The organism is Mycobacterium sp. E740 (assembly GCF_001672895.1).
Taxonomy (GTDB): Bacteria; Actinomycetota; Actinomycetes; order Mycobacteriales; family Mycobacteriaceae; genus Mycobacterium.
This window is the reverse complement of the sequence record NZ_LZKP01000031.1, coordinates 1-23,577: the sequence shown is the minus strand read 5'-3', so window position 1 is coordinate 23,577 and position 23,577 is coordinate 1. Positions and strand designations below refer to the sequence as shown.

Here is a 23,577-nt window from a genome sequence, read left to right as displayed (position 1 = left end):
GTGCGCTTGAGCGGGGTCACCAAGCGCTACGGATCGACCACCGCGGTGTCAGGACTCGACCTGCAGGTGCAGACCGCCGAGGTGTTCGCGCTGTTGGGTCCGAACGGCGCAGGCAAGACCACGACGGTGGAGATGTGCGAGGGGTTCATCAAGCCAGACTCCGGCACCATCGAAATACTGGGCCTCGACCCGTCCGCCGACAACGCCCGGCTGCGTTCGCGCATCGGGGTGATGTTGCAGGGCGGTGGTGGCTATCCGGCCGCTCGCGCCGGTGAAATGCTCGACCTCGTCGCGTCCTACGCGGCGAATCCGCTGGACCCCGCGTGGCTGATGGACACCCTCGGGCTGACCGAATCGGCGCGAACCACCTATCGGCGGTTGTCCGGCGGCCAGCAGCAGCGGCTGGCGCTTGCCTGCGCTGTGGTCGGCCGACCCGAGCTCGTCTTCCTCGACGAACCGACCGCCGGCATGGACGCGCATGCCCGGATCGTGGTGTGGGAGTTGATCGATGGCCTCCGCCGCGACGGCGTCACAGTGGTGCTGACGACTCATCAACTGACCGAGGCGGAGGAACTCGCCGACCGGATCATGATCATCGATCACGGTGTGCCCGTGGCCACCGGCACGCCCGAGGAGCTGATGCGCAGCGGCGCCGAGAACCAGTTACGATTCCGCGCCCCGCGCAAGCTGGATCTGTCGTTGCTCGTCTCGGCGTTGCCCGAGAGCTACCGGGCGCTCGAGACGGCGCCGGGCGAATACCTGGTGGAGGGCGCGATCAACCCGCAGGTGCTCGCCACGGTGACGGCGTGGTGCGCGCGGCTCGACGTACTGGCCACCGACATGCGGGTCGAACAGCGCAGTCTCGAGGACGTGTTCTTGGAGTTGACCGGGCGGGAGTTGCGGCCATGACGACGAATCGTTTTGCGCCGGGCACGTTTTCGCCCGACCCGCGACCGGCCACCGTGCAGCGGATGCTCGCCGCGCAGTTCGGCCTGGAGCTCCGGTTGTTGCTGCGCAACGGCGAACAGCTGTTGCTGACGATGTTCATTCCGATCACGCTGCTCATCGGGTTGACGCTGTTGCCGCTCGGCTCGTTCGGCCCGAATCGCGCGGCGACCTTCGTGCCGGCGATCATGGCGCTCGCGGTGATCTCGACGGCGTTCACCGGGCAAGCGATCGCCGTCGCGTTCGACCGACGCTACGGCGCACTGAAGCGTTTGGGCGCGACGGCGCTTCCGGTGTGGGGCATCATCGCGGGCAAGTCGCTGGCCGTGGTCGCCGTCGTATTTTTGCAGTCAATTGTGTTGGGCTCCATTGGTTTTGCGCTGGGCTGGCGCCCGCAGCTGGCCGGTCTGGCACTCGGCGCCGCGATCATCGCATTGGGCACCGCCGGTTTCGCCGCGCTGGGCCTGCTGCTCGGCGGGACGCTTCGTGCCGAGATCGTGCTGGCCCTGGCGAACCTGCTGTGGTTCGTCTTCGCCGGGCTCGGAGCGCTGACACTGGAGGGCGGCATGGTGCCGACCGGCGCGCAGTGGGTGGCGCGGTTGACTCCGTCGGGCGCGCTCACCGAGGCGCTGTCTCAGGCGATGACGATGTCGGTGGACTGGTTCGGCGTGGCGGTGCTCGCGGTGTGGGGCGCCGTCGCCGCGTTGTGCGCCCTGCGCTGGTTCCGGTTCACGTGAGCCGCGTCTTCCTGCGGCTGGTCGACCTGCTGCCGCTGCCGAGCCTGCGGGCGCAGCGCGTCATCGCCCTGCTCGTCATCCTGACCCAGGGCGGTATCGCGGTGACCGGCGCGATCGTCCGCGTCACCGCGTCCGGGCTGGGCTGCCCGACGTGGCCGCAGTGCTTTCCGGGCAGCTTCACACCGGTCCCCCACCCGGAGGTCGCGGGAATCCACCAAGCTGTCGAATTCGGCAATCGGATGATCACCTTCCTCGTGGTGCTCACCGCCGCGGCCGCCGTGCTGGCGGTCACGCGTGCGCGTCGCCGCCGGGAGGTGCTGGTCTATGCGTGGCTGATGCCCGCGTCGACGGTCGTGCAGGCGGTGATCGGCGGGATCACGGTGCTGACGGGCCTGTTGTGGTGGACGGTGGCCATCCACCTGCTGGCGTCGATGACGATGGTCTGGCTGGCGGTGCTGTTGTTCGTAAAGATCGGCGAGCCCGACGATGGTGTGCTCACTCGTCGAGCCCCAAAGCCGTTGCGCCAGTTGACTCTTCTCAGCGGGGTGACGCTGGCTGCCGTATTGATCACCGGCACGTCGGTGACCGGCGCTGGTCCGCACGCCGGCGACAAGAGTCTCGATCGCACGATCCCGCGGCTCGAGGTGCCGATCACGACGCTGGTGCACATGCACTCGTCGCTGCTGGTGGCCTACCTGTCGCTGGTCATCGGCTTGAGCTTCGGTCTGCTGGCGGTCCGCGCGGCCCGGCCGGTGATGCTACGGGTGGGTGTGCTGTTGGCGTTGGTGGTGGCGCAGGGGCTCGTCGGGGTCGTGCAGTTCTACACCGGTGTGCCGGCCGCTCTCGTCGCGGTCCACGTGGCCGGTGCGGCAGCCTGCACGGCGGCCACCTCGGCGCTATGGGCGTCGATGCGGGAGCGGGCCGAGCCCGAGCCGCTCCAGAGCTGACTCCACCTCGACGACGAACGCTCGCTGCTGGCGATCACGGGTGTCCGCGTCCAGTTGGGCCCAGCCCAGCGACGGCTCCACCAATTGCAGCTCGAGTACCCGCGGGTCGGAGCGGTCGCCGACGACGTCGACACGCGCGTACAGCAATTCCTCTGGCGCCATGTCGAGATGCGCCGCGGCGGCAGCCAAAGCGGCGTGGCCGACGTCCCAGAGTTCGAAGTCGGGCTCGGCGGGCGCGAGGATCGGTGCCGTGGTGAACGCGTGAGACTGCTGGCCGCCGAAGAACACCAGCGCGGTCTGGTCGGCCCCGGATCTCCTCGACACGGTCGGGACACCGCGGTCGGCGAGGTCGGCGAGGCAGCGCTTGTCGGTGTTCCACGCCACGACGTTCGGCCCGTTGAGCAGGTTGCGGACCCGCCGCGCCCACTGCAGGAACTCGTCGAGCCGGTCGGCGTAGTCCGATGTCGCCCGCAGGATCACCAGGTCGGCGTCGAGTGTCGCCGGGTCGTCCCAGGACAGCCAGCGGGCGTGCAACCCGTGGCGGCCCAGTGCCGCGACCAAGCCCGCGTCGTCGCCGTCACCCTTCGGCAACGCCGGGCAACCCGCCAGCACGATGCGCGGATGGAACACGTTGGGCCTCGCGAGCTTCACAACCGCAAGGATATTGGCAGGATGTGAACATGTACGCGATCGAAGTCGCCCGGACCGGCGGACCTGAAGTCCTGACCTACGTCGAGAAGCCGCACCCGACGCCCGGCCCCTGTGAGGTGCTGATCAAGGCCGAGGCGATCGGCGTGAACTTCCTCGACACCTACTTCCGGTCCGGGCAGTATCCGCGCGAGACCCCGTTCATTGTCGGCAACGAGGTGTGCGGCACCGTCGAGGCGGTTGGTGACGACGTCGCCGCACTCAAGGTCGGCGACCGCGTCGTCACCGCGCAGGCCTACGGTGCCTACGCCGAATACAGCCTCGCCCCGGCCGATTTCGTCGCCTATGTGCCGGACGCCGTCAGCCCGGAAGCGGCCGCGGCCTCGTTGCTCAAGGGCATGACCGCGCATTACCTGATCAAGTCGCTGTACCCGGTGCAGCAGGGCGACGCCGTGCTGGTGCACGCCGGCGCCGGCGGCGTGGGCCTGATCCTGACCCAATGGGCGACCAGCATGGCGGTCCGTGTCATCACCACGGTGTCGACGGCGGAGAAGGCCGAGCTGTCACGTCAGGCGGGCGCCGTCGAGGTGCTGGAGTATCCGGACGACCCGGCCGAGTTCGGCGCGAGGATCAAGGACATGACCGACGGCGGCGTCGCCGCGGTGTACGACGGCGTCGGTGCCGCCACGTTCGACGCCAGCCTCGCGAGCCTGCGGGTGCGGGGGACGCTCGCGCTGTTCGGCGCGGCCAGCGGGCCCGTGCCCCCGTTGGACCCGCAGCGGCTCAATGCCGCCGGCTCACTGTTCCTGACCCGCCCGACGCTCGTGCACTACACCCGAACGGCCGACGAATTCTCCTGGCGCGCGGGCGAAGTCCTCAACGCGATCGCTTCCGGCACGCTCACGATCACGGTCAGTGAGCGCTATCGGCTCGAAGACGCCGAACAGGCCCATCGCGACCTGCAGGGCCGCATGACCACCGGATCGGTGGTGCTGATTCCCTGACCGACGTCAGAACAGCGTCGGCAGCCCGAGCACCGAGTCGATCGCCAGGGCCAGAAAGACAACTGCAAGGTAGTTGTTCGACTGCAGGAACAGCCGAAGCGGCTTCACCGGCTCGCCGCGACGCACGCCGTTGTAGAGCTGGTGGGCCATCACCACGAACCACGTGCCGGCCAGCACCGCGACCGCCGCGTACAGCCAGCCCGTCGCGGGCACGAGCGCCAGCGTCGCGGCGACCGTCAGCCACGTGTAGATCACGATCTGTCTGGTGACCTGACGCTCGGTGGCCACCACCGGCAGCATCGGCACGCCCGCCGCGCGGTAGTCGTCCTTGTACTTCATGGCCAGCGCCCAGGTATGCGGCGGCGTCCAGAAGAAGATGATCGCGAACATGACCAGCGCGGGCCAGGCGATCGTTCCCGTGACCGCGGACCAGCCGATCATCACCGGCATGCAGCCCGCGGCGCCGCCCCACACCACGTTCTGGGAGGTGCGGCGCTTGAGCAACAGCGTGTAGACCAGCACGTAGAACGCGATCGTCGCGCCCGCGAGATGGGCCGACAGCATGTTGGTCGTCCACCACAGCCAGAAGAACGAACCGACGGACAGGGCCAGGCCGAAGACCAACGCATGGCTGCGTGGCACGGTGGCGCGAGCCAACGGCCGGCGCTCGGTGCGCTTCATGACCTTGTCGATGTCCGCGTCGGCCACGCAGTTCAACGCGTTAGCGCCCGCCGCCGCCAGCAGCCCGCCGAACAGCGTGTTCAGTATCAGCAGCGGGTCGACGCTGCCGCGATGGGCCAACAGCATCGCCGGGATGGTGGTGACGAGAAGCAGCTCGATGACCCGCGGCTTGGTCAGCGACACGTAGCCAAGAAGTCTGTCGCGGATTCGGTTGGTCGCCCCGCCGACGAGGTGGCCTTCGCGAACGCTCACGCAGATAACTCCTGTCGAAAGGTCGAAAACGGGCCGCAGCGCGGGGCTTCTACTACAGACGATGGTAGACCGCGCGCCAACGGCCGCCTAATCCTCCCCGGCATCCTCCCCCAGCAGCCTGCATCGCGTGAGCATCCGGCACTAGGGTGGGTAAACGAGCAGTTGAGAAAAGCTCAACGCCGACCAGGAGTGCGCCTGTGACCACGCTCGAAGAAATCTCCGCGCTGACCCGCCCGAACCACCCCGAGGACTGGACCGACGTGGACACGCTGGCAGTCGACACCGTCCGGGTACTGGCGGCGGATGCGGTACAGAAGGTGGGCAACGGCCACCCCGGCACCGCGATGAGCCTGGCGCCGCTGGCCTACACGCTGTTCCAGCGCCAGATGCGCCACGACCCCAGCGACGTGCACTGGCTGGGCCGCGACCGCTTCATCCTCTCCTGCGGGCACTCGAGTTTGACGCTCTACATCCAGCTCTACCTCGGCGGCTTCGGTCTCGAGCTCTCCGACATCGAGTCCCTGCGCACATGGAAGTCCAAGACGCCCGGCCATCCGGAGTTCCGGCACACCAAGGGCGTGGAAATCACCACCGGCCCGCTCGGCCAGGGGCTGGCCTCCGCGGTGGGCATGGCGATGGCCTCGCGCTACGAGCGCGGCCTGTTCGACCCCGACACCCCCGCCGGCGAGAGCCCGTTCGACCACTACATCTACGTGATCGCCTCCGACGGCGACATCGAGGAAGGCGTCACCAGCGAGGCGTCGTCCCTGGCGGGTACCCAGCAGCTCGGCAACCTGATCGTCTTCTACGACAAGAACCAGATCTCGATCGAGCACGACACCAACATCGCGCTGTCCGAGGACGTCGCTGCCCGCTACCGCGCCTACGGCTGGCACGTGCAGGAGGTCGAGGGCGGGGAGAACGTCGTCGGAATCGAAGAGGCGATCGAAGCCGCTCGCAAGGTCACCGACAAACCGTCGTTCATCGCGCTTCGCACGATCATCGGCTATCCGGCGCCCAACAAGATGAACACCGGCGGCGTGCACGGCTCAGCGCTCGGCGACGACGAGGTGGCCGCCACCAAGAAGATCCTCGGCTTCGATCCGGACAAGACGTTCGAGGTGCGCCCCGAGGTCATCGAGCACACACGCAAGCTGGTCGACCGCGGTCAGGAAGCACATGCCAAGTGGCAGAGCACATTCGACGCCTGGGCCGAGCGTGAGCCGGAACGCAAGGAGCTGCTGGACCGGCTGACCGCAGAGGAACTGCCCGACGGCTGGGACAGCGACATCACCTATTGGGAGCCGGGTTCCAAACCACTGGCGACCCGTGCCGCGTTCGGCCAGGTGCTCAATGACGTCGCTCCGAAACTGCCGGAGCTGTGGGGCGGTTCGGCCGACCTGGCGGGCAGCAACAACACCACCATCAAGGGCGTCAAATCCTTTGGACCGCCGTCGATTTCAACAGACGACTTCACCGCCGACTGGTACGGCCGGGTGCTGCACTTCGGTGTTCGCGAGCACGCGATGGGGTCGATCCTGTCCGGCATCGTGCTGCACGGGCCCACTCGGGCATTCGGCGGCACGTTCCTGCAGTTCTCCGACTACATGCGGCCGGCGGTGCGACTGGCGTCGCTGATGGACATCGACACGATCTACATCTGGACCCACGACTCGATCGGGCTGGGCGAGGACGGGCCGACCCACCAGCCGATCGAGCACCTCGCGGCACTGCGGGCCATCCCGAACCTGTCGGTGGTGCGGCCGGGCGACCCCAACGAGACCGCGTACGCCTGGCGCAGCATCCTGGCCCGCGGCAACGGCAGTGGGCCGGTCGGTTTCATCCTGACGCGCCAAGGCGTGCCGGTGCTGGAGGGCACGGACGCCGACGGGGTGGCTCGCGGCGGCTATGTGCTCGGCGGCGGTAAGCCCGCCGATGACGCCGACGTGATCATCATCGCGACCGGCTCGGAGCTACAGCTCGCGGTCGAGGCCCGAAAGCTGTTGGCGGAGAAGGACATCGCCGCATACGTGGTCTCGATGCCCTGTGTCGAGTGGTTCGAGTCGCAACCGCGGGAGTACCGGGATTCGGTACTGCCCCCGACGGTTTCGGCGCGCGTCGCGGTCGAGGCGGCCGTCGCTCAGAGCTGGTACAAGCTCGTCGGCGACACCGGGGAGATCATCTCGATCGAGCACTACGGCGAGTCCGCCGACGACAAGACGTTGTTCCGCGAGTTCGGGTTCACCCCGGAGGCAGTGGTGGCCGCCGCGGAGCGATCGATAGACAACTAGCGATCGAAAGGCACAGCAATGGCTCAGAATCCGAATCTCGCGGCGCTGTCCGAGGCGGGCGTTTCGGTGTGGCTCGACGACCTGTCGCGCGACCGGCTGCAGACGGGCAATCTGCAGGAGCTCATCGACACCAAGAGCGTGGTCGGGGTGACGACGAACCCGTCGATCTTCCAGGCCGCGCTGTCGAAGGGGCACGCCTACGACGACCAGGTGCGCGAACTGGCCGAGCGCGGTGCGGACGTCGACGCGACGATCCGCACGGTCACGACGGACGACGTCCGTAATGCCTGCGACGTGCTGGCCAAGCAGTACGAGCTGTCCGACGGCGTCGACGGGCGGGTATCGATCGAAGTCGACCCACGCCTCGCGCACGACACCGACAAGACCATCCTGCAGGCGATCGAGCTGTGGAAGATCGTCGACCGGCCCAACCTGCTGATCAAGATTCCGGCGACGATGGCGGGCCTGCCCGCGATCACGGCCGTCATCGCCGAGGGCATTTCGGTCAACGTCACGCTCATCTTCTCGGTCGAGCGGCACCGGCTGGTGATGGACGCGTATCTGGCGGGCTTGGAGAAGGCCAAGGAGGCCGGCCACGACCTGTCCCAGATCCATTCGGTCGCTTCGTTCTTCGTCTCCCGGGTGGACACCGAGATCGACAAGCGGCTGGAAAAGATCGGGTCGGAGGAAGCTTTGAAGCTGCGCGGCAAGGCCGGCGTCGCCAATGCCCGGCTCGCGTACGCCGCCTATGAAGAGGTGTTCGTCGGCGGCCAGCGGTACGGGGCGCTCATAGCTGACGGCGCCCGCGTCCAGCGCCCGCTGTGGGCGTCGACCGGCGTGAAGAACCCGGACTACTCGGACACCTTGTACGTCACCGAGCTGGTTGCGCCGAACACGGTGAACACCATGCCGGAGAAGACGATTGACGCGGTCGCCGAGCACGGAGTCATCACCGGCGACACCGTGACCGGCACGGGCGACGAATCGCAGGCATTGTTCGACAAGCTGTCGTCCGTCGGGATCGACCTGCCCGACGTGTTCCGGCTGCTCGAGGACGAGGGTGTGGAGAAGTTCGAGAAGTCGTGGCTCGAGTTGCTCGAGGCCACCCAGGGCCAGCTCGACGCCGCTGCGAAATGACGGACTGGGTCAATCCGCTGCGCGACAAGCGCGACAAGCGGATGCCCCGTATCGCGGGGCCGTGCGGGATGGTCATCTTCGGCGTCACCGGTGACCTGGCGCGCAAGAAGCTGATGCCCGCGATCTATGACCTCGCCAACCGGGGTCTGTTGCCGGCCTCCTTCTCCCTCGTCGGATTCGCCCGAAGAGACTGGGCCGACGAAGATTTCGGTCAGGTCGTGTACGAAGCGGTCCAGCAGCACGCTCGCACGCAGTTCCGCCAGGAGGTGTGGGACCGCCTCGCCGAGGGATTCCGGTTCGTGCAGGGCACATTCGACGACGATGCGGCGTTCGAACGTCTCGCCGAGACGCTGGAAAAGCTCGACGCCGAACGCGCGACCGGCGGCAACCATGCGTTCTATCTGTCCATTCCGCCCAAGGCATTTCAGCAAGTCTGTGAGCAGCTGCAGAAGTCCGGGCTGGCCCGGGCGCAGGAAGGCCGCTGGAGCCGGGTGGTCATCGAGAAGCCCTTCGGCCACGATCTGCAGAGCGCTCGCGACCTCAACGCCGTCGTCAACAGCGTCTTCCCCGAGGAGTCGGTGTTCCGCATCGACCACTACCTCGGCAAGGAGACCGTCCAGAACATCCTCGCGCTGCGGTTCGCCAACGAACTCTACGAGCCGATCTGGAACAACCACTACGTCGACAGCGTGCAGATCACCATGGCCGAAGACATCGGACTGGGCGGTCGCGCAGGCTATTACGACGGTGTGGGTGCGGCCCGCGACGTCATCCAGAACCATCTGCTGCAGTTGCTGGCCCTGACCGCGATGGAGGATCCGGTCAACTTCGGGCCGCACGAACTGCAGGCCGAGAAGATCAAGGTGCTGTCCGCCACCCGGCTCATGGAGCCGCTCGACCAGACCACCGCGCGCGGCCAGTACGCAGCAGGCTGGCAGGGCAGTCAGAAGGTCGTCGGGCTGCTCGAGGAGGAGGGGTTCTCGAAGGACTCCACGACGGAGACCTACGCCGCGATCACGCTCGAGATCAACACCCGGCGCTGGGCCGGTGTGCCGTTCTTCCTGCGCACCGGAAAACGCCTGGGCCGCAGGGTCACCGAGATCGCGCTGATCTTCAAGCGCGCCCCGCATCTGCCGTTCGACAAGACCATGACCGAGGAGTTGGGGCAGAACGCTCTGGTGATCAGGGTGCAGCCGGACGAAGGCATCACCACCCGGTTCGGGTCCAAGGTGCCCGGCACCGCGATGGAGGTTCGTGATGTCAACATGGACTTCTCCTACGGTTCGGCGTTCGCCGAGGACTCCCCCGAGGCCTACGAACGGCTCATCCTCGACATGCTGCTCGGTGAACCGTCGCTGTTCCCGGTGAACAAAGAGGTCGAATTGTCCTGGGAGATCCTGGATCCGGTGCTCGACTACTGGGCGTCGCACGGGAAGCCGGAGGCATATGAGTCGGGGACGTGGGGTCCGGCCTCGGCCGACGAGATGATGCACCGCCTGGGACGGGAATGGAGGCGGCCATGATTGTCGATCTGCCGGACACCACCACCAACGACATCAACAAGAAGATCACCGGCCTGCGGGAAGAGGGCGGCGCGATCACGTTGAGCCGGGTGCTGACCCTGGTGATCTCGCTGGAATCGGCGGAGCTGCTGGAAGATTCGATCGAGGCGGCCAACTTCGCGAGCCGTGAGCACCCCTGCCGGGTCATCGTCGTCGTGCCCGACGACCGCAGCGCCGCCGAGTCGCGGCTCGATGCGCAGTTGCGGGTCGGCGCGGATGCCGGCGCGGGTGAAATCGTCGCGCTGCGACTGCACGGCGAGCTCGCCGACCACGCGAACAGCGTGGTGCTGCCGTTCCTCCTTCCGGACACCCCGGTGGTCGCCTGGTGGCCCGCCGGCGGGCCGGCGGTTCCCGCGCAAGATCCGCTGGGCCGGTTGGCGCTTCGACGGATCACCAATGCGACGCAGTGTTCGGATCCGCTGGCGGCCATCAAGGGACGCCTAAAGGGCTACAGCGCCGGCGACACCGACCTGGCCTGGGCGCGCATCACCTATTGGCGGGCTCTGCTGACGGCGGCGGTCGATCAGCCGCCGCACGAGCCAATCAGCTCTGCGTTGGTGTCGGGCCTGCGCGACGAACCGTCTCTGGACGTCCTCGCGGGCTGGCTGGCCGCACGGATCGACGGCCCGGTGCACCGTGAGGTCGGTGAGCTGAAAGTGGAATTGGTGCGCGGCGGTGAAACGATCGTCCTGCGGCGGCCCCAGACCGGCATCACCGCGACGTTGAGCCGCACCAGCCGCCCTGAAGCACGAATACCGTTGGCGCGCAGGGAAACCAAGGAGTGTCTCGCCGAGGATTTGCGCAGGCTCGACGCTGACGAGATCTATCACGAAGCCCTGCAGGGAATCGAAAGGGTGCAATACGCGTGAGCCCGATCATCGAACGGTATCCGGACACTGCCGCGTTGGTGGCGGCCGCAGGTGATCGACTTGTCGCCGCGATCCGCGCCGCCGTCGAAAACCGGGACGCGGCCCACATCGCGCTGACGGGCGGCAGCACCGGGATCGGACTTCTCAAGCGGGTCGCCGAGCACAGCGACGGCATCGACTGGTCGAAGGTTCACATCTACTGGGGTGATGAGCGCTTCGTCCCGGCTGACGACGACGAGCGCAACGACAAGCAGGCCCGTGAGGCGCTGCTGGACCACGTGGACATTCCGGCCGGCAACGTCCACCCGATGGCGGCCAGCGGCGCGCAGTTCGGCGACGACCTGGACGCCGCGGCGGCAGACTATGAGCGGGTGCTCGCCACCAACGCCGACGACGGCGAGCCCTCGCCGGACTTCGACGTGCACCTACTCGGGATGGGGCCTGAAGGGCATATCAATTCGCTTTTCCCTCACACCCCCGCGGTACGGGAGACGGAGCGGCTGGTCGTCGGAGTCGAGGACTCCCCCAAGCCGCCGCCGCGCCGAATCACGCTGACGTTGCCCGCGGTTCGACGGTCGCAAGAAGTGTGGCTGGTCGTCTCCGGAGAGGGAAAGGCCGATGCTGTGGCCGCCGCGGTCGGCGGCGCGGACGCCGACGATTGGCCTGCGGCGGGCGCCAAGGGCCGCGAGGCGACCGTCTGGCTGCTCGACGAGGCCGCCGCAAGCAAGCTCTGAACACCTGTCGGTCGGAGCGGGTAGTATCGAACACGTGTTCGAGACTGTCGCGGATGCTGAGGTGGTCGAGGCCATCACCAGTGCTTGGCGGGATCAGAACGCCGCGTGCGGCCGGGAGATGCTGGCGATCGGTGAGTTGTATGCCCGGCACATCCCCGACGACGGCGATGAGCGCGACACCTGGGCCATCGACGGGCACGCCAACGTCGTCGCCGAGATTTCGGCGGCGCTGAACATCAGCCGCGGCCGCGCTGCCGGTCGGCTCAACTACGCCATCGACCTCCGAGAACGGCTGCCCCGGGTGGGTGCGGCCTTCGCCGCCGGCGACATCGACTTCCGGATGATGGCCGCGCTGGTCAGTCGCAGTCAGAACGTCGAAGATCCCGACCGCCTGGCCCGCCTCGACGAGGCGTTCGCGAAATGGGCGCCGACGTGGATGAAGATGTCCGGACCGAAACTCACCGATCGCGTCGACATGTGGGTGGAGAAAATCGACCCGGCCGGAGTGCGCGAACCCACTCCGTCCCGTGACGACCGCTACGTGGATGTCGGCCCACTCGGAGCGGGCATGGCCGGCATCTGGGCCAAAGTGTCCTTCGCCGAGGGCATCACCTTCGACACCCGAGTGGACGAAATCGCAGCCACGGTGTGCTCAGACGATCCGCGAACCATTCGACAGCGTCGCGTTGATGCCTTGATGGCCATGGCCGACGGGCAGCGCGCGCTGGTGTGCGGTTGCGCCGATGAGCACTGCCCTGCCCAATCCGGACAGCCCGTCATGCCCGGGCAGGTGGTGATCTCGGTGGTGGCCGACGAAGCAACCCTCGACGGGCGCGCTGACAATCCGGGGTACGCCCCCGGCTTCGGTCCTGTTCCGGCGCCGCTGCTGCGCGACCTGGTCGCCACCGCCACGCTGCGCCCCGTCCGGCTACCGATGCCTTGCGCGGAAGCCGCCTACCGGCCCTCGGCCGCGTTAGCGCGGTTCGTGCGGTGCAGAGACCTCACCTGTCGCTTCCCCGGCTGCGAGGCTCCCGCAGCGGTGTGCCAGATCGACCACACGATCCCCTATCCCGTTGGCCCGACCCACCCGTCAAACCTCAAGTTGCTGTGCGTGTTTCACCACCTTCTCAAAACTTTCTGGAGCGGTGGTGGGGGCTGGTCGGATCGCCAACTGCCCGACGGCACTGTGATCTGGACCTCGCCCAGCACGCAGACCTACGAAACGAAACCCGCGGGCGCGCAGTTCTTCCCGCAATTGGCTACACCCACCGGCGAGATCATTCTCCCGTCGGCCGGCGCAGCGATGAGCACTCGACGCGAAGCGAAGATGCCAAAGCGCCGGTGCACCCGCGCGCAGGACAAGGCCTACCGCATCGGTCAGGAGCGAGAACACAACACTGCACGGCTGGCTCGCAAAGAGTTCCTGCTCTGCGAACGCATCGCCAGAAACAACGATCCACCACCGTTCTGATCGACGTTCAGTCGGGCCGCCGCTGGAGGACGAAGGCCTCGATCTGCCGGTCGCCCGCCCACTCCCGTTCTTTGACGAGACCTGGGTAGAGTTCGACGCCGTCAGCCCATATCTCTTCGCGTTCACTGGTTGTGGCGAGACGGGCCGTAGCGTCCCACGTATCGCCATCGATCGTCACCCTGGCGGCCGGATTCGCCTTGAGGTTGTGATACCAGCCCGGGTGCCTGGCGCCGCCGTAGTTGGCCGCGACAACGGCCACTCCGTCGACATGCGGAATGCCCAGCAGCGCCACAGTCCGTGGTTCCCCCGATTTGGCGCCGGTGGTCGTGAGAATCACCGTCGGCAGCCCGGCCGCGATCCCCGCGAAACTGCGCTTGCCGCTGGTCAGCTTGCTGACCAGCTGGTCAAGCCTGTGCGCTGTCGGCCGGAAGAACACGCGACCCGTCTTCGTGGCGGCCAGACGACGCATCGCTCGATGAAGAGGATTCGCATCGTCGAAAGAAGTGGCTTCCATAGCGGCATTCTTTCGAGGTTGCGGCCAATCAGCGAGGTATTCGCAACTTCACCTCAGCCAGACGGTGCCGTGAGATCGTCGCTCTGGCCAGCACGAAACCCTGCGTCGTAATCCGCAAGTCCGCTCACTGCATCCGGTGCCAGCGTGACGTTGCGCGGGTCCGCCGTGCACTGCCGGGAGGTGATCTCTCGTTGGCTCACACCTAGTCAGACGACCGGTTCCGCTCAGCGGTTCCACGCCTGCGGTCATAATTGCCGCATGGCAGACAAGGGCGGCAAGCCGGTACGCACCGGGCCGGAACGAATCAGGAAGCTCGCGCAGGCGGCACTCAACGCCGACGTCACGGTCGAACAGGTCGACACGATCCTGGAGGGGCTGAGCGAGACTCTCGAAGACCTGAACAGTTCTACCGCCAATCTGGATGCCACGCTGGAGCGGTTCAACGAGACGATCAGCCAGATCAACGAGCTCGCCCCACGCCTACACGGGGTGGTGGACCGCATGGAGGGCATCGTCGAGCGCGTGGAGCGCATCGTCGGTCTCGGTGAATCGGTGATCTTGCCGCTGGCCGCGACCGAACAGGCGGTACGCGGCGCGGTGAACAAGGTGCGCCGAAGCACCGGCCTCTAGCCCGATCAACCGCTGTTGCGCAACGCGGTGGCCAAACCGCTCATCGTCAGCAGGATGCCGCGCTGGACGAGTTCGTCGTCGTCACCGGAGCGGTACCGGCGCAACAGTTCGACCTGAAGGTGGTTCAGCGGTTCCAGGTACGGAAAGCGGTTGAACACGGAACGGGCCAGCGATGGATTGTCGGCCAGCAGATCTTCCTGGCCGGTGATGAGCGCATGCATGCGGATGGTGCGCGCATGCTCGTCGACGATCTTGTCGAATACCCGCCGCCGCAACTCCTCGTCGTCGACCAACTCCGAATATCGGGCCGCCAGCCCCAGGTCCGATTTCGCCAGCACCTGCGCCATGTTCGACAGCACGGTGCGGAAGAACGGCCACCGCCGGTACAGATCTCGGAGTACCTCGACGCGCGCGTCCTCGGACTCGGGTCCCTGGCTGATCCACTCCTCGAACGCCGTTCCCGTGCCGTACCAACCCGGCAGCATGACCCGCGACTGGCTCCATGCGAGCACCCACGGAATCGCGCGCAGGTCCGCGATCGAGGTGGTGGGCTTGCGCGACGACGGTCGGCTGCCGATGTTGAGGGCGCCGATCTCGCTGACCGGTGTCGACGCTTTGAAGTAGTCGACGAAACCCGGTGTGTCGTGGACCAATTCGGCGTACGCACGTTGGGCGCGCGCGGCCAGGTCGTCGAGCACCTCGTAGGCGGGTTCCGCGGCCTCGCCGAGACCTTCGACGTCGAGCAGCGTCGCCTCCAACGTCGCGGCCACCAGAGTTTCCAGATTCCGGTGCGCTAGTTGCGGTTCGGCATATTTGGCGGCGATGACCTCGCCCTGCTCGGTGATCCGCAGCGAGCCGTTCACCGCACCCGGCGGCTGCGCCAAGATCGCGTCGTAGCTGGGACCGCCGCCACGACCGACCGTGCCGCCGCGGCCGTGGAAGAGCCGCAACCGGATTCCGGTCTTGCGTGCCGACTCGACCAGGTCCAGTTCGGCGCGGTACAGCGCCCAGTTCGCCGCCAGGTATCCGCCGTCCTTGTTGGAGTCGGAGTAGCCGAGCATCACTTCCTGACTCTCGCTGCGCGCCGACACGATCGATCGATACACCGGCAGGTCCAGCAGTGCCTCGAGGATCGATGCGCCACGTTGCAGGTCGTCGATCGTTTCGAACAGCGGCACGATTCCCACGGGGGCGTACGGCTCCTCAGCCGACACGTCCAACAGGCCGGCCTCCTTGAGCAGGATCGCGGCCTCCAGCATGTCCGACACCGACTCGCACATCGAGATGATGTAGTTCGGCACCGCCTGCGGTCCGAACACCCGCACCGCCCGCGCGGCCGCGACGACGATGTCGAGTTCCTTACGCGCCAGTTCGGACAGTTCGGCGCCCTCCCTGACCAGTGGCCGTCGCGTCGCCAGCTCAGCCGCCAGCAGCTCCACACGCTCCGGCTCGGTCAGCGAGCCATAGTCCGAATGCACACCGGCCCAGGCCAGCAACTCGGCGATGACCTCCTCGTGCACGTCGGAGTTCTGCCGCATGTCGAGACCGCTGAGATGAAAGCCGAAGGTGCGCACCGCCTCTCGCAGCCGTGCCAGCCGGTCGTCGGCCAGCACCGCGCTGCCGTGGTCGCGCAACGACGCATCGACCACGTCGAGGTCAGCGAGTAACTCGGCGGCCGTCTCATAGCGCTCGAGGCCGAGGTCGAGCTCGTGTTCGGGCTGGCGGTCGAGGATCTGCTTCGCTGTCGTCGTGAGGCGGGCGTGGATCACGCGCAGCGCCCGCCGATACGGTTCGTCGGCCCGCGCCGGCTCCTCGCACCGTGTGGCCAGCGCCTCAAGTGCGGCACTGATCCGGACCAGCCGCGCCGACATGGACAGCTCCTGCTCCAGCGCGGTGATCTCGGCGAAGTAGTGGTCCAGCGCGGTGTACGCGGCCCGACCGGTGGCGGTCCGGACCACCTCGGCGTTGACATTCGGATTGCCGTCTCGGTCGCCGCCGATCCATGACCCCGGCCGCACGATCGGCTCGTCGAGCAGCCCGGCGTCCGGCCACCGAGCCTGCAGTTCGGCGCGCACGTCGGCATTCACCTGAGGGATCACCTCGAAGAACGCTGCCGGGTAGTACCGCAGGCCGGTTTCGATCTCATCCTGAATCTTCAACCGCGACAAACGAACCAGCGCGGTCTGCCACAACGTCAGGATGTGGCGGCGCAGTTCCTGCTCGATGTCCCGACCGTCATCGGTGCTGCTGTGCCCGTGCAGCCGCAGCCGCATCAGCTCGGTGATGCGATGCTGCGTGTCGAAGATCGTGCGGCGTCTGGTCTCGGTGGGATGAGCCGTGATCACCGGTGACACCAACGCCCCGGCAAGCGCTTCCGCGACGGCCCCGGGATCCAGGTCGACCGAGTCGAGCTTGGCGTAGGTGGCGGCCAGGCTGCTGTCCTGCGGCGGCTCTCCCGCCTCGATGTGCACGGCCCGGCGCCGCTCGCGGTGGATGTCCTCGGCGACATTGGCCAGCAGCGCGAAATGGGTGAAGGCGCGGATGACCGGGATCGCCTGGTGGATGTCGATGCCGTCGAACATGCTCGCCAGTTCCGCACGGTCGATCTCGGAGCGACGCACCCGGAACGACTCCACGCGGGCACGCTCGACGAGGTCGAACACCTCGTCGCCGTTCTGCTCACGCACCGTGTCGCCGAGTATCGCGCCGAGCAACCGGATGTCCTCGCGCATCGGCTCGGTGGCATCGCGGCCCACCCGCGTGCGCAGCACCGCACCGATCGGTTCGAGTTCGGCGGGTTCAGCCATTGCTCAAGTATCGATGCCCCGGGCCGGGGCCGCACCCGGGCGTCAGCTGTACTTGATGATCAGCGCGACGCCGACGATGGAGACCAGCCAGATGCCGGTGACGAACAGCGTCAACCGGTCCAGGTTCTTCTCCACGACTGTCGAGCCCGACAGGCTGGACTGGACGCCGCCGCCGAACAGCGTCGACAAGCCGCCGCCCTTGGCGCGGTGCAGCAGCACCAGCAGCACGATCAGGACGCTGGTCACGACCAGGGTGATCTGCAGGGCCAATTCCATGGCGGCCAGACTACCGGACTGCTCAGGGAAGGGGTCCGCCGGCCGCGATGGCCGCCAGCGTCGCGAACTGCTCACCGTCCAGCGACGCCCCGCCGACGAGCGCGCCGTCCACGTCGTCCTGCGCGACGATCTCGCCGACGTTCTTCGCGTTCACCGAGCCGCCGTAGAGCACGCGCACACCGCCCGCGAGCTGCGGCGTCGCCAAACTGCCCAGCTCGTCGCGGATCGCCTTGCAGACCTCCTGCGCATCGGCGGCGCTGGCCACCCGTCCGGTGCCGATGGCCCACACCGGCTCGTAAGCGATCACGGCCTGGCCGATCTGCTCGTCCGACAGGCCGGCCAACGACCCGCGAAGCGACTCGACGTTGTGCTCGACGTGGTTGCCGGCCTCGCGGACCTCGAGTTGCTCGCCGATGCAGATGATCGGCACCAAGCCGTGCCGGAAGGCAGCCGCCGCCTTGGCGGCCACCACGGCGTCGTCCTCGTGGTGGTAGGTGCGACGCTCCGAATGGCCGACGACGACGAAGGTGCAGCCCAGCTTGGCCAGGAACGCGCCGCTGATGTCGCCGGTGTAAGCACCGGAATCGTGCTCGGAGAGATCCTGGGCGCCGTAGGTCAGCAGCAGCTTGTCGCCGTCGACCAGCGTCTGCACACTGCGCAGATCGGTGAACGGCGGGATCACCGTGACGTCCACCTTGTCGAAGTACTTCGCCGGCAACGCGAATGCGATCTTCTGGACCAGCGCGATCGCCTCGAAGTGATTCAGGTTCATCTTCCAGTTGCCGGCGATCAGCGGCTTGCGGCTCACGATTCCAGTACCTCTCACTCTTCTAAAACAGCGATGCCGGGCAGTTTCTTGCCCTCAAGGTATTCCAGCGACGCCCCGCCCCCGGTGGAAATGTGCGAGAAGCCCTGTTCGTCGAGGCCGAGCTGACGCACGGCCGCCGCCGAATCGCCTCCGCCGACGACGCTGAACGCGCCTTTGCCGGTCGCGGTGATGATCGCCTCGGCGACTCCCTTTGTGCCCGCCGAGAACGCTAAAAACTCGAAGACGCCCATCGGGCCGTTCCAGAAGATGGTCCTCGCGTTGGACAGCAGCGTGGTGAAGCGCTCGACCGAACCGGGGCCGATGTCGAGACCCATCTGGCCGTCGGGAATCTGGTCGGCGGGCACAACCTCGGGCGTCGCATCCGCGGCGAACTTGTCGGCCACCACGATGTCGACCGGCACGTGTATCACGTCGGCGTAGGTGTCCAGCAGCTTGCGGCAGGTGTCGAGCATGCTCTCCTCGAGCAACGACGTGCCTACCGAAACACCTTGCGAGGCAAGGAAGGTGAAGCACATTCCGCCGCCGATGAGCAGGCTGTCGGCCTTCTCGGCGAGCGACTCGATGACGGCCAGCTTGTCCGACACCTTCGACCCGCCGAGCACCACAGCGAACGGCCGGTCGGTGGAACTGGTCAGCTGCTCGAGCACCTTCACCTCGGCGGCGACCAGCGTGCCCGCGTAGTGCGGCAGCAACGTCGCGACGTCGTACACCGAGGCCTGCTTGCGGTGCACCACGCCGAAACCGTCGGAGACGAAAGCGCCGTCCTCGCCGACGAGTTCGACGAGCTGCTTGGCCAGCGCCAGCCGTTCGGCGTCGTCCTTGCTGGTCTCCCGGGTGTCGAACCGGATGTTCTCCAGCAGCAGGATGTCGCCGTCGGTCAGCCCTTCGGAGCGGGCCAGCGCGTCGGTGCCGACGACGTCGCCGGCCAGCTGCACATGGCGACCGAGCTGCTCTCCCAACGCTTTCGCGACCGGTGCAAGCGAGTACTTCGGGACCGGGCCGCCCTTGGGGCGACCGAGATGCGCGGTGACGACGACCTTGGCGCCCGCATCCGACAGCGCCTTGAGCGTCGGCACCGACGCGGTGATCCGCCCGGGGTCGGTGATGTTGCCGTCGTCGTCGAGCGGGACGTTGAGGTCTGACCGAACCAGCACGCCTCTATCTGAAACACCTTCGGCAAGAAGGTCTTCCAGAGTTTTGATCGTCACGGCGCTACAGCGACTTGCCGACCAGCGCGACGAGGTCGACGAGGCGGTTCGAGTAACCCCACTCGTTGTCGTACCACGACACCGTCTTGGCCTGGTTGTCGATCACCTTGGTCAGGCCGGCGTCGAAGATCGAGCTGTGCGGGTCGGTGACGATGTCGCTGGACACGATTGGTGCGTCGTAGTACTTGAGGATGCCCTTGAGCGGACCGTCCGCGGCGGCCTTGAACGCCGCGTTGATCTCGTCGGCGGTGGCCGACTTCGACAGCTCAGCGGTCAGGTCGGTGCACGAACCGGTGGGGATCGGCACCCGCAGCGCATAGCCGTCGAGCTTGCCCTTGAGCTCGGGCAGCACCAGGCCGATCGCCTTGGCCGCACCGGTCGAGGTCGGCACGATGTTCAGCGCGGCGGCGCGTGCGCGGCGCAAGTCCTTGTGCGGGCCGTCCTGCAGGTTCTGATCCTGCGTGTAAGCGTGAACCGTAGTCATCAGGCCCTTGACGATGCCGAACTCGTCGTTGAGCACCTTGGCCAGCGGGCCGAGGCAGTTCGTGGTGCACGACGCGTTGGAGATGATGTTCTGGCTGCCGTCGTACTTGTCGTCGTTGACGCCGAGGACGATCGTGATGTCTTCGTCGGTGGCAGGCGCGGAGATGATGACCTTCTTGGCGCCGGCGTCGAGGTGGCCCTGGGCCTTGTCGCGCTTGGTGAAGATGCCGGTGGACTCGACGACCACGTCGACCCCGAGGTCGCCCCAGGGCAGCGCGGAGGGGCCTTCCTTGATCGACAGCCCCTTGAGGGGATTGCCACCGACGATGATCTCCTCGCCCTCGACGACGACCTCGAACGGCAACCGGCCCAGGATGGAGTCGAACTTGAGGAGGTGAGCGAGGGTCTCGTTGTCGGTGAGGTCATTGACGGCCACCACCTCGATGTCGCTGCTCTTGCCCTCGGCTTTCTGCGCCGCGAGCGCGCGGAAGAAGTTTCGTCCGATGCGGCCGAAGCCGTTTACGCCTACCCGGATGGTCACTGGTCACTCCCTATGTCGCCGCTGGTGTGGTGCTCGCACGCCAGCCTAGTGGTGTGACAGCGGCCACGTGCCACCTGGTCAGTGCGCGGCCAGGCTCTGGTCTGCGTACGGGTTGCCCAGCCATTTACGGCGAATTTCTTGCAGTGTGCCGTCGGCTTCCAGCTCGGCCTGGGCGACGGTGAGCCGGCCGACGAGCGCCTGGTCGCCGGGGCTGACCGCGATCGCGATCTCTTCCACGGTGAGGCCGCGCTGGACGACCTCGACCGGTCTTTCCAGTGCGGCGAGGACGGGTTCCAGGGCTATGAGGGCATCGCAGGTTTCGGAGGTGAGGGCGGTGCCGATGCCGTCGTGGTCGTAGAGGCGGACGGCGCCGGCTTTCCCGTCGGCAACGAGTCGCTCGGCGAACTGCTGACTGGTGCCGCCCCGCAGCACTCCGATGGTCAGTCCGGCCAGATCCTCGACGGAGCGGACGTGAGGCAGGCGTCGTGTGTCGACGGCCAGCGCCTGACCGGAGATGACGTACGGCGGAAGCAACAGCGCCTGCTTCTCCTGCTCAGACGTGCCGGGCGTGCCGGTGGCGCAGTCATGTTCGGCCTCAGCCGCGACGAATTCGACTGCAACGCCGAGCTTCTCGGCGAGCGCCTGCACCAGGTCGACGTCAAGGCCGCCATGCTCGCCGGCGAAGGGCGCAGCGGGAATGCCCAGTCGGACCCTCAGCATCTCCATGACTTCACGGTAATCGCCGAATGCCGGCATGGACCGCTTGTTGGCCCTGTGGACAAGTGCAGTCAGATCGTTCTGCAGCCATTACGCTGACGAGATGGCCACGATGGAAGATCTGGAGGCTCGTGTCGCGGCGCTGGAAGCCTCCCATGCCGACTATCGCGCAGTATTGGCCGCGGTCAACGCGTTGGGCGCCACTCAGCGCGAGCACGGGCTGGGTCTGGCGGAAGTCAAATCAGAGCTCACTACTGTCAAGACGGACGTGGCGGCGCTCAAGACGGACATGGCGGCGGTCAAGACGGACGTGGCTGCCCTCAAGATCGAGTTCGTCGACTTCCGCCAGGAGACGCGTGCCACCTTCCGCTCGGTCGACGAGCAACTCGCTGAGATCAAAGATCTGATCATTGACCGCACCTAGCTTTGTTCGAGTTGTGCTCGGACCTGGTCGATTTGGTCGTACGCGTAGGCGACCATCGCTGCGGGTGACATCGTTTCACCTCGCCGAGAGAGCGCGTCGTAGGTCTGTGCGCCGAGGTTCTCCCGGACATGGTCGATGACGGCCGCAATTTGCGGATTCGCAACAACCGCCATGGGGCTGAGCGTCGCGAAGCCCGTGATGATCGCCGCCGCGTCGAAGTGCCCTACCTTGTCGACCATCACTGCGAGGTAGATCAGGACCGAATGCAGGAAGGCGACACTCCCAGACTCATGGTAATTCCGGATCGCCACCGCCGTGTGGTCCAGTGCAGCTGCTGGGTCGCCGTATTCGAACTCCAGCGAGGACAAGATCGCCGCCATGTGCGACTCGTTGAAGCGGTTGCCGCTCTCACGCGTTGTCGCTAGCCCCCGGCGCGCAGCATGAAGCGCACGTAGCGGATCCACGTCGCGATATGCGAACGCGGTAGAGAGCAGAGCGTATGAGATGGCCCACGGGTTTTCGGTAGCCTCGGCGACTTCGACAAGACCATCCGCAGCGATCACGGCCTCCTCCGCTGAACCGGCGAACACCAACGCGTTCACCAGAGCCGACCTTGTCAAGCCGTGGGTATCACGACCGCACTCGAGATAACTGCGACACCAGTCGGCGTACCGTTCGGGTTGGCCGATCATCAGGTAAGCGCCGCCGGCCAATCCCTCGAGGCCAAATGGCACCTCGACGCGGCCGTCGCGTTTCACCTTCGGGATGGCTTCCGCGTAGGCAAGCCCCTGTTCGCTGCGTCCGCTCAGATAGCAGACGGACGCGACCTGATACAGATATACGAGGCGGGGATGATCAACCCCACGGGCGTACTCGATCAACTCCTCGGCCCAGGTGAAGGGTTCGTTGTTCTCGGCGAAGTAGCCGATGAGCCCGACGAACGTGGCGATGGTCGCGGCGGTATCGAGGTCGTTCTTCGCCGCCGCCCACCGGAATGCCGTACGCAGGTTGGCGAGTTCGGTTGCGACCCACGTGTAGGCCTCGCGCTGGCGCGGCCCGTCCCAAAGGGTCATGACATCGGCTTCTCGTCCGGCGAAGTAACGGGCGTGTGCAGACCGAACTTGTTCTGCTGCACCAGAAGCCGCTAGTTGTTCTTCTGCGAACTGACGAATCGTCTCCAACATCGAGTATCGGGTCCGTTGACCCGTCCGATCAGCCACCAACAGCGACTTGCGCACCAGCGCATCCAACCGGTCGAGAATCGTGAACTCGTCATCTGATTCCGTTGCGACCGCGCAGGCACTCTTGAGGTCAAATCCACCGGCGAAGACCGAGCAGCGATCGAGTAGCGACCTCTCCTCATCGTCGAGAAGGTCGTAGGACCAGGACACCGCATGGTGCAACGTTTGATGGCGTTCCAGTCCGCGACGGGCACCGACAAGTAGCTTGAATCGATGATCGAGCCGATCGCGCACTTCGCTTGCGGTCATGGAAGCCATGCGGGATGCCGCCAACTCGATGGCCAAGGGAATCCCGTCGAGACGCCGGCAGATCTCCAGGACAGCATCCGACTCATCGGCCGTAAAACTTGGCGCGACACTGTGAGCGCGTTCGGCAAACAAGTCCGTGGCCGAGTCGACGGCAAGCGATCGCAACGGCCACACCTGCTCATCGGTGATGCCCAGTCCCTCACGGCTCGTCGCCAGAATCCGCACAGTGGCAGACGCCTCGACGATCACCTGAACGAGATCGGCCGTCGCATCAAGTAGGTGCTCACAGTTGTCGAATACCAGGAGTCGGACCCTGCCATCGAGCGCCGCAGCTATCGACTCGGCAACGCTTCTTCCCGGCTGTTGCGTGATGCCCAATA

General features: G+C 66.5%; 22 protein-coding genes. 12 read left to right on the top strand and 10 right to left on the bottom strand.

Features of this window, described 5'->3' with window-relative positions; all coding sequences use genetic code 11:
- From A5663_RS02920 to A5663_RS02910, 3 genes are read left to right on the top strand one after another with little or no spacing between them, the layout of a single operon-like run.
- Entirely contained in the window at nucleotides 1-909 is a 909-nt protein-coding gene (locus A5663_RS02920; protein WP_068143700.1) for an ABC transporter ATP-binding protein, read from the top strand.
- Complete coding sequence (locus A5663_RS02915) at nucleotides 906-1,682, top strand: ABC transporter permease (RefSeq protein ID WP_068143698.1); 777 nt, start codon at nucleotides 906-908, stop codon at nucleotides 1,680-1,682. The genes A5663_RS02920 and A5663_RS02915 overlap by 4 nt, the downstream gene beginning before the upstream one ends.
- A 17-nt stretch (nucleotides 1,683-1,699) precedes the next feature.
- Nucleotides 1,700-2,629 (top strand): heme A synthase, encoded by a 930-nt coding sequence (locus tag A5663_RS02910; protein WP_197503272.1) that lies wholly within the window; start codon nucleotides 1,700-1,702, stop codon nucleotides 2,627-2,629.
- On the opposite strand, the gene A5663_RS02905 is transcribed toward A5663_RS02910, so the two are convergent.
- Nucleotides 2,579-3,280 (bottom strand): hypothetical protein, encoded by a 702-nt coding sequence (locus A5663_RS02905; RefSeq protein ID WP_068143696.1) that lies wholly within the window; start codon nucleotides 3,278-3,280, stop codon nucleotides 2,579-2,581. The genes A5663_RS02910 and A5663_RS02905 overlap by 51 nt on opposite strands.
- A 29-nt stretch (nucleotides 3,281-3,309) precedes the next feature.
- On the opposite strand from A5663_RS02905, the gene A5663_RS02900 reads away from it, so the two are divergent.
- Nucleotides 3,310-4,281, top strand: a complete 972-nt coding sequence (locus A5663_RS02900) for a quinone oxidoreductase (protein ID WP_068143694.1) — start codon at nucleotides 3,310-3,312, stop codon at nucleotides 4,279-4,281.
- A gap of 6 nt (nucleotides 4,282-4,287) precedes the next feature.
- Here the strand turns inward: A5663_RS02900 and A5663_RS02895 are convergent, their stop codons facing one another.
- Entirely contained in the window at nucleotides 4,288-5,214 is a 927-nt protein-coding gene (locus A5663_RS02895; RefSeq protein WP_068143692.1) for a heme o synthase, read from the bottom strand.
- A gap of 197 nt (nucleotides 5,215-5,411) precedes the next feature.
- On the opposite strand from A5663_RS02895, the gene tkt reads away from it, so the two are divergent.
- The 6 genes from tkt to A5663_RS02865 are packed head-to-tail and all read left to right on the top strand — an operon-like array spanning nucleotide 5,412 to nucleotide 13,278.
- A complete protein-coding gene (gene tkt / locus A5663_RS02890; RefSeq protein WP_068143688.1) occupies nucleotides 5,412-7,505 on the top strand; it encodes a transketolase in 2,094 nt (697 codons plus the stop codon).
- Nucleotides 7,506-7,523: 18 nt separating this feature from the next.
- Nucleotides 7,524-8,642, top strand: a complete 1,119-nt coding sequence (gene tal / locus A5663_RS02885) for a transaldolase (RefSeq protein WP_068143687.1) — start codon at nucleotides 7,524-7,526, stop codon at nucleotides 8,640-8,642.
- Nucleotides 8,639-10,165, top strand: a complete 1,527-nt coding sequence (gene zwf / locus A5663_RS02880; protein ID WP_068143686.1) for a glucose-6-phosphate dehydrogenase — start codon at nucleotides 8,639-8,641, stop codon at nucleotides 10,163-10,165. Before tal ends, zwf begins: the two co-directional genes overlap by 4 nt.
- A complete protein-coding gene (opcA, locus tag A5663_RS02875; protein ID WP_068143758.1) occupies nucleotides 10,162-11,073 on the top strand; it encodes a glucose-6-phosphate dehydrogenase assembly protein OpcA in 912 nt (303 codons plus the stop codon). The genes zwf and opcA overlap by 4 nt, the downstream gene beginning before the upstream one ends.
- Entirely contained in the window at nucleotides 11,070-11,807 is a 738-nt protein-coding gene (gene pgl, locus A5663_RS02870) for a 6-phosphogluconolactonase (protein WP_068143683.1), read from the top strand. Before opcA ends, pgl begins: the two co-directional genes overlap by 4 nt.
- A gap of 34 nt (nucleotides 11,808-11,841) precedes the next feature.
- The gene (locus A5663_RS02865) at nucleotides 11,842-13,278 is read left to right on the top strand and encodes an HNH endonuclease signature motif containing protein (RefSeq protein WP_231976661.1); all 1,437 of its coding nucleotides are present in this window, start codon (nucleotides 11,842-11,844) and stop codon (nucleotides 13,276-13,278) included.
- A gap of 7 nt (nucleotides 13,279-13,285) precedes the next feature.
- Here A5663_RS02865 and A5663_RS02860 read toward each other — a convergent pair whose 3' ends face one another.
- A complete protein-coding gene (locus A5663_RS02860) occupies nucleotides 13,286-13,792 on the bottom strand; it encodes a nitroreductase family deazaflavin-dependent oxidoreductase (protein WP_068143682.1) in 507 nt (168 codons plus the stop codon).
- A 258-nt stretch (nucleotides 13,793-14,050) separates the two neighbouring features.
- On the opposite strand from A5663_RS02860, the gene A5663_RS02855 reads away from it, so the two are divergent.
- Nucleotides 14,051-14,422 (top strand): ATPase, encoded by a 372-nt coding sequence (locus tag A5663_RS02855; protein WP_068143681.1) that lies wholly within the window; start codon nucleotides 14,051-14,053, stop codon nucleotides 14,420-14,422.
- A gap of 5 nt (nucleotides 14,423-14,427) precedes the next feature.
- Here A5663_RS02855 and ppc read toward each other — a convergent pair whose 3' ends face one another.
- The 6 genes from ppc to A5663_RS02825 all read right to left on the bottom strand — a co-directional run bounded on the left by ppc (nucleotide 14,428) and on the right by A5663_RS02825 (nucleotide 21,292).
- The gene (gene ppc, locus A5663_RS02850; RefSeq protein WP_068143680.1) at nucleotides 14,428-17,229 is read right to left on the bottom strand and encodes a phosphoenolpyruvate carboxylase; all 2,802 of its coding nucleotides are present in this window, start codon (nucleotides 17,227-17,229) and stop codon (nucleotides 14,428-14,430) included.
- A gap of 42 nt (nucleotides 17,230-17,271) precedes the next feature.
- On the bottom strand, nucleotides 17,272-17,505 hold the full coding sequence (gene secG, locus A5663_RS02845; RefSeq protein WP_068143679.1) for a preprotein translocase subunit SecG: 234 nt from the start codon (nucleotides 17,503-17,505) through the stop codon (nucleotides 17,272-17,274).
- A gap of 22 nt (nucleotides 17,506-17,527) precedes the next feature.
- Nucleotides 17,528-18,313 (bottom strand): triose-phosphate isomerase, encoded by a 786-nt coding sequence (tpiA, locus tag A5663_RS02840; RefSeq protein WP_068143676.1) that lies wholly within the window; start codon nucleotides 18,311-18,313, stop codon nucleotides 17,528-17,530.
- Between the two features lie 14 nt (nucleotides 18,314-18,327).
- A complete protein-coding gene (gene pgk / locus A5663_RS02835; RefSeq protein ID WP_068143674.1) occupies nucleotides 18,328-19,542 on the bottom strand; it encodes a phosphoglycerate kinase in 1,215 nt (404 codons plus the stop codon).
- 4 nt (nucleotides 19,543-19,546) lie between these two features.
- Nucleotides 19,547-20,566, bottom strand: a complete 1,020-nt coding sequence (gap, locus tag A5663_RS02830; RefSeq protein WP_068143673.1) for a type I glyceraldehyde-3-phosphate dehydrogenase — start codon at nucleotides 20,564-20,566, stop codon at nucleotides 19,547-19,549.
- 78 nt (nucleotides 20,567-20,644) lie between these two features.
- Nucleotides 20,645-21,292, bottom strand: coding sequence for an ABC transporter substrate-binding protein (locus A5663_RS02825; protein WP_068143754.1), 648 nt, complete (start codon nucleotides 21,290-21,292; stop codon nucleotides 20,645-20,647).
- Between the two features lie 94 nt (nucleotides 21,293-21,386).
- On the opposite strand from A5663_RS02825, the gene A5663_RS02820 reads away from it, so the two are divergent.
- The gene (locus A5663_RS02820) at nucleotides 21,387-21,707 is read left to right on the top strand and encodes a hypothetical protein (protein ID WP_068143752.1); all 321 of its coding nucleotides are present in this window, start codon (nucleotides 21,387-21,389) and stop codon (nucleotides 21,705-21,707) included.
- Here the strand turns inward: A5663_RS02820 and A5663_RS02815 are convergent.
- On the bottom strand, nucleotides 21,704-23,577 hold a 1,874-nt coding region (locus A5663_RS02815), incomplete at its 5' end, for a cyclase (RefSeq protein ID WP_068143671.1). The genes A5663_RS02820 and A5663_RS02815 overlap by 4 nt on opposite strands.